8 protein-coding genes and 2 pseudogenes are annotated in these 15,230 nt (G+C 59.8%); 5 read left to right on the top strand and 5 right to left on the bottom strand.

Annotated elements, in window-relative coordinates; genetic code table 11:
• Positions 1 to 159: 159 nt before the first annotated feature.
• A pseudogene (locus AC0WRY_RS35160) lies at positions 160 to 1,172 on the top strand (IS701 family transposase); the annotation flags it as partial.
• A gap of 50 nt (positions 1,173 to 1,222) precedes the next feature.
• On the opposite strand, the gene AC0WRY_RS35155 reads toward AC0WRY_RS35160, so the two are convergent.
• Entirely contained in the window at positions 1,223 to 1,459 is a 237-nt protein-coding gene (locus AC0WRY_RS35155) for a response regulator transcription factor (RefSeq protein ID WP_128929695.1), read from the bottom strand.
• Positions 1,460 to 3,467: 2,008 nt separating this feature from the next.
• On the opposite strand from AC0WRY_RS35155, the pseudogene AC0WRY_RS35150 reads away from it, so the two are divergent.
• Positions 3,468 to 4,582 (top strand): annotated as a pseudogene (locus tag AC0WRY_RS35150) (IS630 family transposase).
• A gap of 411 nt (positions 4,583 to 4,993) precedes the next feature.
• Here the strand turns inward: AC0WRY_RS35150 and AC0WRY_RS35145 are convergent.
• The 4 genes from AC0WRY_RS35145 to AC0WRY_RS35130 all read right to left on the bottom strand — a co-directional run bounded on the left by AC0WRY_RS35145 (position 4,994) and on the right by AC0WRY_RS35130 (position 9,173).
• The gene (locus tag AC0WRY_RS35145; protein WP_206733162.1) at positions 4,994 to 5,788 is read right to left on the bottom strand and encodes a phosphosulfolactate synthase; all 795 of its coding nucleotides are present in this window, start codon (positions 5,786 to 5,788) and stop codon (positions 4,994 to 4,996) included.
• A complete protein-coding gene (locus AC0WRY_RS35140; protein WP_206733161.1) occupies positions 5,788 to 7,065 on the bottom strand; it encodes a 2-methylaconitate cis-trans isomerase PrpF family protein in 1,278 nt (425 codons plus the stop codon). Before AC0WRY_RS35140 ends, AC0WRY_RS35145 begins: the two co-directional genes overlap by 1 nt.
• Positions 7,010 to 8,422 carry an MmgE/PrpD family protein gene (locus AC0WRY_RS35135; protein WP_128929697.1) on the bottom strand — a complete coding sequence of 471 codons (1,413 nt, stop codon included), beginning with the start codon at positions 8,420 to 8,422 and terminating at the stop codon, positions 7,010 to 7,012. Before AC0WRY_RS35135 ends, AC0WRY_RS35140 begins: the two co-directional genes overlap by 56 nt.
• Positions 8,423 to 8,996: 574 nt before the next feature.
• Positions 8,997 to 9,173 carry a hypothetical protein gene (locus tag AC0WRY_RS35130; protein ID WP_164933831.1) on the bottom strand — a complete coding sequence of 59 codons (177 nt, stop codon included), beginning with the start codon at positions 9,171 to 9,173 and terminating at the stop codon, positions 8,997 to 8,999.
• 355 nt (positions 9,174 to 9,528) lie between these two features.
• Here AC0WRY_RS35130 and AC0WRY_RS35125 point away from each other — a divergent pair, with 355 nt between their 5' ends.
• From AC0WRY_RS35125 to AC0WRY_RS35115, 3 genes are all read left to right on the top strand, one after another.
• On the top strand, positions 9,529 to 10,455 hold the full coding sequence (locus AC0WRY_RS35125; RefSeq protein WP_164933830.1) for a Bug family tripartite tricarboxylate transporter substrate binding protein: 927 nt from the start codon (positions 9,529 to 9,531) through the stop codon (positions 10,453 to 10,455).
• A gap of 189 nt (positions 10,456 to 10,644) precedes the next feature.
• The gene (locus tag AC0WRY_RS35120) at positions 10,645 to 11,445 is read left to right on the top strand and encodes an IclR family transcriptional regulator domain-containing protein (RefSeq protein WP_164933829.1); all 801 of its coding nucleotides are present in this window, start codon (positions 10,645 to 10,647) and stop codon (positions 11,443 to 11,445) included.
• A gap of 25 nt (positions 11,446 to 11,470) precedes the next feature.
• Positions 11,471 to 15,226 (top strand): hydantoinase B/oxoprolinase family protein, encoded by a 3,756-nt coding sequence (locus tag AC0WRY_RS35115; protein ID WP_128958244.1) that lies wholly within the window; start codon positions 11,471 to 11,473, stop codon positions 15,224 to 15,226.
• Positions 15,227 to 15,230: the final 4 nt, after the last annotated feature.

Here is a 15,230-nt window from a genome sequence, read left to right as displayed (position 1 = left end):
TTCCCCGCAGCCGCACCCGCTGCACTATTCCCATAGCGCCCACAACTCCGCAGCTTCGTTCAATCCGGCTTCTATGAGGTCGCACCCACGACCGAGCGCGCGGCTCGCGCCTGCCACGCGACCTCACAGAACCCTCAAGATTCCCGAATCAATTTTTCAATGATTCATGGGTGGTCGGCTCTTGGAGGGCTGACCATGCCAGGATGGGAAGACGAACTCGAACGCTGGTTGATGCCGTTCTTGGACCGGCTGGGTCATAAGACCCGGCAGCGGATGTGTCCTCTGTATGTTGCGGGATTGATCGGTCCCGGCGATCGTAAGAGCGTTCAGCCGATGGCGGAACGCCTTGCCACCAGCACCTACGACCAGTTGCACCATTTCATTGCGGACGGTGTCTGGGACGCGACGCCGCTGGGGACAGAGTTGCTCAACCAGGCGGATCGACTTGTCGGCGGCAGGGCTGCGGTGCTGGTTATTGATGACACCTCACTTCCCAAGAAGGGTGAGCGCTCGGTCGGTGTTGGGGCTCAATACGCCTCGGCACTCGGTAAAACGGCAAATTGCCAGACACTGGTGTCTTTGACGCTTGCGAGCGGCGAAGTGCCCGTGATGGTCGCGTTACGTCTCTTTCTGCCTGACAGTTGGACAAGCGACGTATCTCGTTTGAAGCGCGCTCGCGTGCCAGTCGAACATCGAACGCCACGGTCCAAGCCGGAGATTGCTTTGGCCGAGATTGACCGCGCGATAGCAGCCAACGTGCGCTTTGGATATGTGCTGGCGGTGCAGGATACGGTCTCAGCGTACCGTTTCGACTAGGGCTAACAGAGCGCGGGCTGGTCTGGGCTGTCGGAATCCCTCGGCACCTGAAAGTGTACCCGGTCGATGTGAAGCTCATTTGGCCGATTACCAAAGCCCGCGGGAAACCACGAAAGCACCACGTGCCTGATATCTTGTCGATTGGCGCAGAACAAATGCTGGCCAGCGCCAAATGGAAAGCCGTGAGCTGGCGCAGCGGGACCAAAGGTCGGCTGACAGCCCGCTTTGCTGCTCTCCGTGTCCGCACCGCCGACGGCCCTCCTCAGCGGATTTGGGATAAGGGTCAGCAGCATCTCCCGGGCGACGAAGCTTGGCTCATTGGCGAGCAACGTGCCTCAGGGGATCGGAGGAGGTTCACATTCCCGGGACTTGAGGACGTCGCAAAAGCTCGACGTCGCGCTAGTCCTTATCCTCGTCGCGTTTCCTGCGACGGATCTGGGATCAGCTTGAGGCGTATCGCCTTGATGATACCCTGGACGCGGGTCCTCGTAGCAAGCTTTCGCAGGGCGTTCTTATGATAATTGACCGTATTCTCGCTGATCTTCAGTTCCCTCCCAATTGCCCAAGACGATCTCCCTTCTGCCGCGAACTGCAGGCATTGTTTTTCGCGCTCGGATAGCTTTATTGACGTATCGTGGCTCATGTTTGAGGCGCTCCGTATCAAGATCAGATCGCAATGCCGAGACAGCAAGCCCCATGCCAATGGGGGGTTGAGAAAATCAGGCGGGAGGAAATGATTGAGAAAGGGCGGACGATCGATTTGCGTCCCCTTAGCGGTCGAAGCATTACGACATAGGTCGGAAGCTCAACGTCCCCTTTGCAGCATCGGCTACAATGATCGATATCGATCAAGAAGAGCGCGGCCTAGAACGGGACCGTTTTGCTCTCTTCTTCTGCGGCGACAGCGCGGTGTGTAACTGAACAGTGTCCGCTGCGTTCACGAGGATATGAAAGCTCCCTACCACGATACGTGCTGGAAGATGCGTCGCACCATCATGAGCAAGTCGCGAACTCGGATCGTCTCGAGGCTGACCAGAGCTAAGACTGCTGAGTCGATTAGGATTACCGGTTGCCGAATGGATGCGCCTTTTTGACTTTCTGCCACCCAGATCCACCATCCTGTCATCCGCCGCGATCGGCTCGCGGCGGAAATACGCCATGCTTGGGTCATAGGGCATATGGTGCAGCTGCATAAGGCCGGATGCTTATAGTAGGGGTAGACGTTCGCGCCCGTGGTCCACAGCACGATCCTGGCGTCGACCCGGTCCGCAAGCTCACAAACCTGCCAAAGCGCGATTGCGCCGCCTCCTGGTCCGGCTTAAGTTGCGGAAGCCGTGGAAATACCAGGAAGATTTGCTCTATTGGCTTGGCCCTGGACTTGCAATTCAGAGAAGTAGCAGGATTCTCCACCGTCTTGAGCTCGAGGTTGATGAAGGTGTCGGTTCGACGTTCGGCGAGCTCCCGTCGTGAAGTTCGACCTCGACAGCAGCGCCGCTTAGTTGGTGTAGGAAGGTCAGTGGGTTTCCTTCATCGCGTTGGCATAGACGCCGCTGAATGTCCTCCGGCGTTATGGCATGAAAGGCGCGACGTTCTCCTCACGAACTCCGAATCCGAGTAGTCGTGGATTGCCTAAAATCGCTGGTGCAGCTTTGAGTCCGGCTCGGACAGGTTGGTGCGGTCCTCGGCAAGCGCAGGTCCTTCCTTTCCGTGTAACCGGACAGGCAGACGTCGGCGATCAGTGCGGTCAGGATCTGTAAGGGTGCTTGCGCAGCCAGCGAAGCGACAGGAGCGTTGAGCAAGCGGGCGATCCTGCTTCTGGCTCTGCTCGCATCATTATCAATGCGGAAGGGGGTTGCCGAAACCTCGAAGGTGTCTAGTGCATGCGCCCTATTGCATTGTCGTATATCCTGGCAAAGAAACCGAACCGCTTCGGCCATGGGAGGGCCGCGGGCTATCGGCCAAAGTGCGGTACCGCTGACCTCGCCCTGTCCCTTGACGGCAGCGTGAGTAAGCGCCAGCACAATGCATATGCTCCCATCGGCATTCCCATTGTTAAAACGGAAAGCAACTTCGGTTGGTCATGTGAAGCGTACGATACAATTTTTGCTGAGCTAACTCAGAGCGCAGCTGGCTTCTAAGAGCGTCTTGCGCCATTCGTCGCAGATCAAAGCATGATCGAGATCTCACATGATATCAAACGCTGGTTGCTGGTCCTGGTTTCCAAATTGCTTTACATCTCCCGCCATGTCGACGAGTTCAGAATGTTGCGCTTCAAATCTCGCAGATCAAGCGCGTCTCATTGCGACGAGAAGCCAAAAAGCCGGAAGGTCTAGTGGCTCTGCACAGTGATTTTGACGTGTTGCGCGTCCGGCGGTCAGATTAGCTCCGGCAGGCTCTTGGGATCAACGAGGACCTCGATGCCGCGGGGTATCCTTGGCTGCCGTCTGATTAGGCCAGCTCGTTCCAGAGTCAGCACCATCTGGTGAACCGAAGGCGGGCTGACGCGAAAATACTCTTGCATGTCGGTTTCCGCCGGGGCCCTGCGGTGCAGCCGCGTATAGAGGTGGATGAAGGCAAGGTATTGCCCCTGTTTGGGCGTGAAGGTTTTTGCCGAAGGACTCACGCCGGCCATCCGATTCAGTTGTACGTGCGTGCCTCGATCAAGGAAACTCAGCCAAGTCGAGCGCACCGAACTCAAGACCCTGCTCAGCGGCGGCAAGCATGCGTCCCGCAAGCTCAAGCGAGCGCAGATTTTGCTGGCTGCCGATGCCGGGGTCGGCGACGAGGAGATCGCCAGAAGTGTCGGCGTGGGCGGCTCGACCGTGTACCGGACTAAGCGACGCTTCGTGGAACGCAATCTGGAGCGGGCGCTGAGCGAAGAGCCGCGTCCCGGGGCGGAGCGCAAACTCACGGGCAAGGAAGAAGCCTTGCTGGTGGCCACCGCCTGTGCCGGTCCGCCGGAGGGCCGTGCCCGCTGGACGCTCAAGCTGCTGGCAGGTGCGCTGGTCAAGCTCACCGAGCACAAGAGCCTGTCGCACGAGACGGTTCGGCGGCGCCTGGTCGAAAATGACCTCAAACCCTGGCGCAAGGACATGTGGTGCATTCCGCAGATCGATGGCGAATACGTCGCCCGCATGGAGGACGTGCTGGATCTTTACGCCAAGCCGTCCAATCCCGAGCGGCCGGTGGTGTGCTTCGATGAAAGCCCGGTGCAGCTCATCGGCGAGGCGCGCTAGCCAATCCCGGCCGAGCCCGGGCGGCTCAAACGTTACGATTACGAGTATCGTCGCAACGGTACGGTCAGTCTCTTCGTCCTGCTTGACGTGCATCGTCCCTGGCGCAAGGTCAAAGTCACCGAGCGGCGCGCGGCAGAAGACTACGCCCAATGCATGCGCGAGCTCGTCGACATCCATTATCCGACGCCGAGACCATCCGGGTCGTCCAGGACAATCTATCGACTCATTCTGCCGGCGCCCTCTATCAGGCGTTCCCGCCTGCCGAAGCCCGACGGATCTTGCGGCGGCTCGAGTTCCACTACACCCCCAAACGCGCAAGCTGGCTCAACATGGTCGAGATCGAGATCGGCGTCTTGCGGGGACAGTGCCTCGATCGCAGGATCGATGACCCCAAGCGGCTGCGCCGCGAAATCGCCATTTGGGAACGCCAGAGGAATGCCGCACGCTCCCGCATCAAATGGATGTTCACGACAGACAGGGCCCGCGCCAAAATGGGCCGCGCCTATCCCGACACTTCCAAAGAGTCATAATAATTGTGCAGAGACACTAGTACGGCCAGCACACTATCTGGCAAACGGGGACGAACTCGCAAAAGTTCCGCAGCTGACCGCCACCCATTGCGCGCGCAGTCAAACCGGCTGGCCGCCGCAGATTCCGAGTGCGTACGTCAGATCGTGGACGGCATGCTGCGAGAGGCCAAACCCGACAATAACACGATCTACAGCCTGGCTGGCAAGGAGATAACCACAGCGCGATCTGCCGAGCTGGCGACTAAGCCTAACGCATTCAAGCGTGGAGCACGGAATGGCGGCGACGATAGAGCACGTCGCCACCTTCATGCGCCGAGGACTCGGCCCTACGTTGCAAACAACGTCAATTTCCTGCGCGCCGCATTTGCCGTCGCTGAACTTTGTTCGCAGTGATGCTGTGACTTAAGCGTATCACTCGGCGAGAATGGAATAATTGACAGCGCGACCTATCCCGCGACGCAAACCCTCCAGTCTCAGGGCCTGCCCGGGCGCGATATTGGCAAGATTGACATCCGGGCCGAAATCCTGCAGCAGGCCGACATGTTGTTTTGGGTAGCGGTACGGATCAGCCTCAATCAAAATTCGTTCGAACCAAGGCGCGGCCGCCAGCGCCTTGAGCAGATCGGGCGCGCTTTTTGCAGCCATGTCTATCTCGGACTGCTCCACGATAATATGGTCGACGCCTCGATTGGTTAACGAAGTGACGAGACCTTCAAGTTCTTCCATCCGCATCGGCTGCTCGGGGTTCTTACGCCCAAATTCGTAGATAACCGAAAGCCCAAGGCGCTGAAAGCGCTCGATGAACGAAAGACGCTCGTTGTCGTTCAGCGTGATGTAATTTTCCGAAATCTCCAGAGAAGTGAAGCCGATCGAACACAGATGACTACTGAAGCGATCGATTTCGTTGCGCTGATAAGCATATTCGAACAGAATGCCGCCTGAATAGCAGTTCACTCCCGAGTCGCGGTACAGTTTGACGATCCGCTGCACGACCGGTTTTGGCAAAAGCAGTGCGTTCATCGCATAGATCTTGGCGAAGTCGATATACTCGGCCGCGCAATCAAGCAGATCGGCCACGCCTCGCTCTCCCGTCCAACCGAAGCCGTCCGGACCGTAGTCGATAACCGCTGTCATCCCTCGCTTGCGGGGTTTCCCCTGGCGCGCGGGGGGAACAAAGCCATCGTCGTGCGATTGCATCTCACTCATCAAGCTATCTTTCTGGCCAGAGCAGCGGCCAGCTCCTCAAACTTCCGTCGGCGAATATACACGGCCCCATCCATAATGATCCGTGCCGTACGCTCGATTTGCGCGCTCTCGATGATCGGGCCACTTGCTCCCTGAGCGATACTCGAGGCTACTCGCAGCACGCCGCTCGGATGGCCAAGTCGGACGTTCTGCAACGGCTTGCCGATGGCTGCCGCAACTACCGAGTTCGGGACCGAGCAGGCCACTGCGGTACACACCGCACCGGTGACGGCGAGCGCCTTGTGGGGGCGCTGCATGGCGAGCTGCCGAACGCAGATATCGATGTCCGATGCCGCGACCTCATGGCCACCAATAGCCGAATAGGACCTCGGCGGCGAGACCATTATTACACGCGGAATGTTTGGGCTTTTGGTGCGGGCCTCGGCTTGATCTGTCACCAGACCGAGTTTAACAGCCGCCCATCCCCTAACCTGCTCCAAGCGGGACATTAGCATTTCGTTGATGCGTAGCGCGTCCGGCGACTCGGTGCCGACTGCCCCGACATCGACCGCGTTGACAAAAACGAATGGTGTGGCCGCGTCGATCAGTGACACTTCAATGGTCTTGCCATCGATCGATATAGCTTCGCGAGCGCGCCCCGTGGGCAATAGCTTGCCTGATACGGCGCCGGCACAATTGCCGAAATCTAAACGGATCGGCGCCCCCGTATCGGGCACACCGGCGATTGCGCAGTCGCCGTCTGACAGCGGCTCACCATCGCGAACCGGAATGCGGGATACCACGACCTGCCGAGTATTGGTGTTATATATCCGCACAATCGTTTCTGGCTCGACCGCATCGATCAAACCGCGACGGATAGCGAACGGCCCGACCGCGGCAAGCATGTTACCGCAGTTGCCACCTGTCGAAACCGAAGGATTATCAATGCCGACTTGGTAGAATGTATACTCGATCTCGGCATCCGGGCGCGACGACAACTTCACGACGGCGGCCTTGCTGGTCAGTGGATCTGCGCCACCGATACCATCGATCTGGCGGTCGTCCGGCGATCCATACGCCGCGAGCAGGACGGCAGCCCGTTGGACTTCATCCTGCGGCAGATCGTCGTCCAGGAACACGCCCCCCCGACTGGATCCCCCGCGCATAAATGTGCAGCGGATCGGGATTTGATCTCCGCCGCCCGCATTCATTGCGGACGGCATGACCGGATCGACGTTTGCGTTATGCTGCTCGAAGCGACGGCCCATTATCCACCACGGCAGCTTGAGGAACGACATCGGCCTTGGGTTGCTTTTCGAGCGACATCATGAGGTCGCTGATTCGACGTGCTTGCTTCTCTTCGATCACCATAGTCGTCATCGCCAAGAACTTCGCTTCCAGCTCGTCGGAGGTGAGAGGATTGGACGGTTCACCCTTCGGCTCGAGGGAGCTGCGAGTCACGACTTTGCCGTTCTTCAGCGCGATGTCGATCTGAGCCTGACGTCCGCCCAGTCCATAGGCCGCCTCCTTCTGCAACTCGATCTTCCCCATGCCCTCGTGGACAGCCGCCTGCTTGTAGCCGTCCCAATATTCCTTCAGGCCATTCTTTCCGGAGGCCAACGCCAGCGCGATGCTAAATTGCGTGCTGCCCATCGCCGCATTGAGGTTGGTAACTTTTGGCTTTGACGCCTGACGAATCGCAAGCTCGCTCATATGAACGGTAACACGATCGACATTGTCGAGACGCACGCCGTCGAGCGCGAACGCATCCTGCGCGAGGTCGATCGGGCCGTGGGCATATCGGCACGCCGCATGTGGCTTGAATCCGACTTCCATGATCGCGAAATGCTTGCCGAGGTTGTCTTGCAAGTCGTCGAGGCGGACACTGTCCGTGAAGGCATTCAAGAAGCCCTCGCGCGACTCTAGCACTTTCTTAGGACCGCTGAAGCCGCGGCTCGCCATGATCGCCGCGAGAACGCCGTTAAAGGCGGACTTACCGGGGCTAAAGGGTTTTGCCATGCAAGGATCGTCGAGATATGACTGAATGCCCGCCGACTGCATGCAAGCCAATCCGATGGCCCAGGCGATCTGTTCAGCATTGCAGCCCAGAAGCTTCGCGCACATAGCAGCAGCACCGATGGCTGAAACGGTTCCAGTCGTGTGATAACCGCGCTGGCGGTGACCGGGATTGATCGCTTTCGCGATTCGGATTGCCACGTCATAGCCTGCAACAACCGCCGTGAGGACGTCTTTACCTGAAGCGCCCGACAGTTCCGAAATTGCAAAGGCTGCCGGAACGAGAACGGAACCGGCCTTTATCAATCCAGAGCCATGCGCGTCGTCCAGCTCGATTCCGTGCCCCATCATCGCATTAACGAGCGCAGCATTGGGCGTCGGCACTTTCATGCCATGGCCAATGATGGTGCTCTGCGGCGTGCCGGCCCACTCTTTGACAAGCTCGATGACTTTATTTGCTGGCTCGCTGATAGCGGATGCAGCAATTTCATTACCAACGCCATCGCGCAGGATCAGCTTCGCCTTGTTGCTGACGTCAGCGGGAATTTCCTCGAACTTGAGCAAAGCAACGTGCTCAGCGAAACGCATCGTTAGGCCGATGAGGGCCTCAGATTGCTGGGGGGTCGACACAGAGGTCATCGAAAGGCTCCACAAAGATGATGGTAGTAGTGCATAATACTATCATTTGGCGATGTGTCAACGCTATCGGGTCTGAGCTCATGATGCGATCTCGCCCGCGGATTTCAGACGTGGCTCTGCTACAACTACTCATCTTGGCCTTTTAAGCTATCGGAACTGAACTTCCCGATGACGAAGCCATTGAAGGAGACGTCGCAAATCTAAGAAAAAGAGCGTGCGAGCGCCTTCAGGCAAGCATCGGCGGATATCGAAAGCTCCGCTGGGGCCGCTCTTTGATGCGTCGTTGCTGTGATTTTTCTGTGCGCATCCAGAAGACCCCAGATAGCGCAGGTAACGCTCGTCAGGGAGCGACGATGGCTTGCTGAGAGGCCTTCAATTCCACAGCAGCTGGTCGGCGACTCTGTTGGCTGGACGCACAAGTAGCCGCGCAGGACGTCCGAGAGCCACGCTTTGGGATCATCATCGGTCATCTTGCAGGTTCGATGATCGTGTAGACGCCCTCTAGCACGGTGATTACCGGCGTCTGAGCCGGCGAAGGTCGAGTTTCATCTGCCGGCCGACACCCTCGCGCTGTTCAGCAGCGTTGTTGGTGAGGGAAGCGGGTGAACGCGGCCCACCGGTTCAGCAGCAAGTTGATCGCTTTCGCGATGTCGGCGCGGTGCGCCGTTCGCCGGCGAATCCCTCGATCACCCCCGCGGTCGCCAGCGCAGTCGACGAACAGCTTGTCGCCGGCCGCACGCGACTGGCGCATCGCAAACCTCTCCGTCAGCATCCCGGAATTGTAGCGAGATCGTGTCGGCATCTGAGCGACCGGCGAAGAAGCTGCGCTATCGCCGCTCCTACCAACAGCGCGGAGGTCGGCATGCGCGCGAGGACTGTGCGTAATCTCGATACTTCGCTCAGCCTCTTCATCCTGGAAATGGATTCCGAGATTCTATTCTCGGGCGACGTCGGCATACCAGGGCGGGCACGGGACGACGTTTTTAGAGTTTGACGATCTCGTGCAATCTGTGCTCCACTACGTACAAATGTACGCTGAACGTACGAGCGGAGACAGCATGATTACGCGACGGTTATTCCACGTCGGCGTTATTGGGACGGCCGTCATGGCCAATGCGCCTTTTGCCCGGTCTGCCAGTTATCCGACCAGAACGATAAGGTTGGTCTGCCCATTCCCTGCCGGCGGCGTTGTCGACGTGCTGTCTCGGTCGCTAGGACAAACCCTTTCGACCGAGCTTGGCCAGACGGTGATCGTGGATAACCGCGCGGGAGCTGGGGGCATGATTGGCTCTTTAGAGGTCGCGCGCGCTAACCCTGATGGCCACACCTTGCTCTTCAATTCGTCGAGCCTTGTACAGGCGCCGGCCGTTGCCGCCCAGAAACTCTATGATGCGGTGGACGATTTCACGACGATCGGCTCGCTCGGCCGGACCGTGATGCCACTCGTGGTCCCCGCCCTGTCTCCCGCCAACACGATGGAAGAATTTGTCGCCTACGCTCGCGGCAAAAGACTTGCATACGGCACTTTTGGCGCCGGCACCACGAGCCATGCTTTTCAGCAGCTATTTTCCGACTATAACAAGCTCGAGATGGTTCATGTGCCCTACAAGGGCGAAGCGCCGATGCTCAACGATCTGTTGAGTAACCAAGTGGCCTGCGCAATGGGCACGATGAGCACGATAGCGCCTCAAATCGAGGCCCGTACGGTCAAAGCTTTGGCGATGCTATCGCCCGATGAAGTCGACGGCTTTGCAAACATTCCGACATTTAAGAACCTGGGCTATCCTGCCGAATTCGATTGGCGAGGCGGCTTCATTGGCCTGTTTGGTCCGGCAAAGCTTCCCGCGGAGATAACGGATATCCTCGAGAAGACTTTTACCAAGATCGTTTCAACCAGCGCGATGCAAAATATCATGAAGCAGAATTTCGTCGTCGGCAAGCCAAGCGTTGGTCGTGATGCCGCCTCCGAGGTCGCCGCGACGCAAGAAGCATGGACAAGTCTTGTCTCGCGGCTTGGCCTGGTTATTAACTGAAACTCAACAACCCGCCAGGAGTGAACTCCGTAATCTCGTAGAACGCCACGAGCGCAAAATGGACTTTGGCTGGTTGTCAGACGTCAGCTTCGACCCATGCAGGCACCTGCCGAATCACTGCACGCCGCAGATCGTCGTAGCCGACGCGGCAGAGACCCGGGGCTTCCGTCCAGCCGCGGAGAATGCAATATGACGAAGTTGCGAGCCGAAGACACCGAAAGACGTCAGGCAGCGGGCCGCGGGCCCGATTTCCTCGAAGTGCTATCGCGCAGCCTGAGCGTCATCGAGACACTTGGCAATCATCGCGAGCCTCCGACTATCAGCGATCTGGCAAGGGCGACGGATCTTCCCAAGCCGAGCGTCCGCAGGATCCTGCACACCCTGACCACGCTTGGCTATGCAGAGACTTCGGGTCGTACTTTCAGGCTGACGCCAAAGGTCGTCCGTTTTGCGACGTCCTACCTTGCGAGCGGCGGTCACGCCCAGGTGCTGCAGCCTGCCTGTGAAGAGCTCTCGCGGATCACAGGACAATCCTGTCTGGTCGGCGTCCTCGACGGCGCAGAGGTGCTCGTCGTCGCCTACACGATGCCCGAACAACTGATGTCGCGATCGCTAGGGGTGGGCACGCGGTTTCCCGCCTACTGCACCGCGGCCGGTCGCGTGCTGCTGGGCCAGAAGACCGAAAACGAGCTCACCTCCTACTTGGCGAAACTGAAGCCGGTCGCACAGACAGAGGCGACGCAGACCGATAAAGCAGTCATCAAGTCCGAGATCATGGCCGCGCGCAAACGCGGCTACAGCGTGATGGAAGACGAGTTCGTCATGGGATGGCGCACAGTTGCGTTCCCTTTGTATCGGCACGACGGCTCGATCTTCGGAACGCTTAATCTCAACTGCAAAAAATCGCCTACGCTGACCAATGACGAATTCGACCGCTTCGTCGGATTGTGCGGACGGAAAGCGGAATCATTGAAGTCGCTTCTCATATGAGCACCGGATCTGTCGGAGACATTCCTTGACCAAGAAGATCGAAACCCGCCTTGCCATTGACATCGGCGGCACGTTCACCGACGTGGTGCTCGATGGCCCCTTCGGCAGGGTCACCCGCAAGGTCCTCACTACGGTTGCGCAGCCCGAGGTCGGGTTGATGAACGGCGCGAAGCAGCTTCTCGCGACGGTCAACCTCGACTTCTCGAAAGTCGACGTCTTCATCCATGGCACGACGCTTGCGACGAACGCGGTGCTCGAACGTAAAGGCGCGAAGACGGCACTAATCGCGACCGCTGGCTTCCGCGACGTGTTGGAAGTCGGCAGTGAGGGGCGTTACGACCAGTACGATCTGCAACTAACCAAGCCTCTGCCGCTGATACCCAGAGAGCGCCGCTACACCGTGGCCGAGCGCATCGACGCAAAGGGCGACGTCAAGCTCGAACTGGATCTCGCGGAGCTCGCCGAAATCGTCAACAAACTCAGGAAAAGCCTTGTCGAGAGCGTGGCGATCGCTTTCCTGCATTCATATGCGAATTCGGAGCATGAACGGAAGGCCGCGCGCTTCCTCGCCGGGCAGATGCCCGACCTGTCGATCACAATGTCGTCCGACGTCTGCCCGGAAATCCGGGAGTACGAACGCACGTCAACAGCGGCCGCCAACGCCTACGTGAAGCCGCTCATCAACGGCTATCTTGAAAGGATGGAGGCGGCGCTCACGGCAGCGGGCTTCACCGGTCGGCTTTTCCTAGTGACGTCCGGAGGCGGTCTGACTTCCATCGAGACCGCCAAACGCTATCCGATCCGGCTGGTCGAGTCCGGCCCCGCGGGCGGAGCGATCTACGCCGCACAGCGCGCCCGCAGGCTTGGGGACAAGCGGGTCGTCTCTTTCGATATGGGCGGTACGACCGCAAAGGTCTGCCTAATTCAGGACGGCGAGCCGGTCACCGCCAACTCGTTCGAGGTCGACCGGACGCACCGCTTTATGAAGGGCAGCGGGCTGCCGCTGCGGATCCCAGCCGTCGAGCTCGTCGAGATCGGAGCGGGCGGCGGATCCATCGCAGGCGTCGACCGGCTCCGCAGGGTCACCGTCGGTCCGCAGAGCGCGGGCTCGCAGCCGGGGCCGGCCTGTTACCCGGGTGGTGGGTCCGGGGCGACAGTGACCGACGCCGACCTCGCGCTAGGGCTCTTGGATCCCGGCGCGTTCGCGGGCGGACGAGTTCAACTCGATCCGCAGGCAGCCTCCCGTGCGCTCGACGCCGCCGTTGGCAAGAAGCTCGGCCTTTCGAGCAAAACGGCGGCCTTCGCCATCACCGAGACCGTGTGCGAAAGCATGGCGAGCGCGGTCCGCGTGCACGCAGCCGAACGCGGCGAGCCCATCGCCGACTATACGATGATCGCATTCGGCGGTGCGGCCCCACTGCACGCCGCTTGGGTTGCCGAGAAGGTCGGCATCCGCAAGGTGGTCGTGCCGCGCAACGCGGGCGTCGGCTCGGCGGTCGGATTCCTAGAGGCGCCGATCTCCTTTGAACTGATCCGGAGCAAGCACGTCAATCTCGCTTCCGTCGATCCAGCCGAGATCGGCGCTTTTCTCGACGCCTTGGCGGCCGACACCATCGCCCTGGTGAAGACCGAGGGCGCAGAGCTCGTCGAGCGTTGCGTGGCGCACATGCGCTACGTGGGCCAGGGTCATGAAATCTCGGTTGTCCTGCCGGACCGGTCCAAGCCTCTGACGGGCACCGTGCTGCGCGAATGGTTTGAGGATCTCTACGGACGCCTCTTCACCCGGTTCATTCCGGGCGCTGCCATCGAGGTCCTGAGCTGGTCGGTGACTGTCTCGACGACGCGCAAATCCGTCGAACCGACAGCTCTCATTTGGAACATCGGCGAGCCATCGGATGCAGGCGTGCGCGAGGTCTTTGATGGCACGGCCTCGAAGTCCATCGTTGTCCCCGCCTACAATCGTTCGCAGATGGCAAATGGATTGACCATCCGCGGCCCGGCACTCATCGTGGAGGACGAGACCACGACCTTCATCACATCACGCTTCTCCGCCTCCATCGACGGGGACGGCAGCATCGTCATGCAGCGGATCGCCGCCTCGGAACAGGCGGTCGAAACCCGAAATCTAAATTCCGCGATCCACCATCAAGTCCTCTGGAATCGTCTGCTGGCCCTCGTTGAGGAGCAGGCGCAGATTCTGATCCGCACCGCCTTCAGTCCACTAGTCCGCGCCTGCGGCGACGTCTCGGTCGGCGTATTCGACCTTTACGGCCGGATGTTGGCGCAGGCCGTGACCGGCACGCCGGGCCACGTGAACACGATGGCAGAGTCCGTGAAACACTTTCTGGGTCGCTTTCCGACCACAACGATGAAGCCGGGCGACGCCTATATCACCAACGACCCGTGGCTCGGAACCGGCCACCTCAACGACTTCGTCGTTGTCACGCCTTGCTTCCACAAAGACAAGTGTGTCGCTCTGTTCGCCTGCACCAGCCATCTCATGGACATTGGCGGGCTGGGCGCGGGGACTGAAGCTCCGGACGTATTTGCGGAAGGTCTCTACATTCCGTTGATCAAGCTAATCGACGCCGGCACGGTCAACGAGACGCTCATGGCGGTGATCGAAGCTAACACGCGGCTTCCGGTCGACACCATCGGGGATACCTACTCGCTCGCGGCGTGCAACGATGTCGGCGTCAGGCGGCTTCAAGAGACAATGACAGAGTTTCGCCTCGATGATCTTTCGGAGCTCGCCGACTTCATTCTCGAGCGCTCCCGCCAAGCGGTGCTTAAGGAGATCGTGTCGCTTCCGAAGGGAACTTGGAGAAACGAGATGATCGTCGACGGCTACAACGAGCCGCTGACGCTCCGGGCCGCACTGACGATTAACGAGGACGGCATCGTTGTCGACTTTGCCGGCAGCGCCCCCGCGGTGATTAAGGGCATCAACGTTCCCTTGACTTACGCGACCGCCTACACGTCCTTCGCCATCAGTTGCGCCATCGCTGACGACATTCCCAACAATGCCGGATCTCTGTCCCTGTTGAAGGTCCTCGCGCCGGAGGGTTGCATCGTCAACGCCAGGAAGCCCTCGCCCGTCGGAGCGCGGCACGTGATCGGCCAGATGCTGCCGGATCTGGTGTTTGGCTGCCTCTTGCAAATCCTGCCGGAGCGCATCCCCGCCGAGGGCAGTTCGTGCATGTGGAATATCGCACTGCGCGGGACCTTCACAGTCGGAGAGCGCAAGGGGCGCAACTACTCGTTGACGGTTACCACCAGCGGCGGTATGGGAGCCCGCTTCACAAAGGACGGCTTGTCGGCGACAGCGTTCCCAACGGGCATCCAGTGCATGCCAATCGAGATCGCGGAAACGCAGATCCCCTTCGTGTTCTGGCGCAAGGAGCTCCGCATAGACAGCGGCGGTCCGGGGCGCACGCGCGGTGGTCTCGGCCAAATCATCGAGGTCGAGAACGCCGACGGCACCGCGTTCCGGCTCAGCGCCGCCTTCGAGCGCGTCAAGAATCCGGCGCGAGGACGCCTGGGCGGCGAGAACGGCGGGGCGGGCTATGTCGGCCTCGCGTCCGGACGGCCGATCGCCGGCAAGGGGCTTCAGACGATCGAGGCGGGCGACCGGCTGGTGATCCATACGCCCGGCGGTGGTGGTCTCGGCAACCCGAAGGAACGACCGGCGGCGTTGATCGAGAGGGACGTCTTCGAAGGACGTCTGTCGCAGGAAGCGGCCGCTCGTCTTTACGGCCACCGCGACCGCGAAGCTTCATGATCGA

The sequence above is a fragment of the Bradyrhizobium sp. T-12 genome (assembly GCF_058314695.1).
Note: the sequence above shows the minus strand (reverse complement) of the source record. Positions and strands in the feature narration are given on the sequence as shown.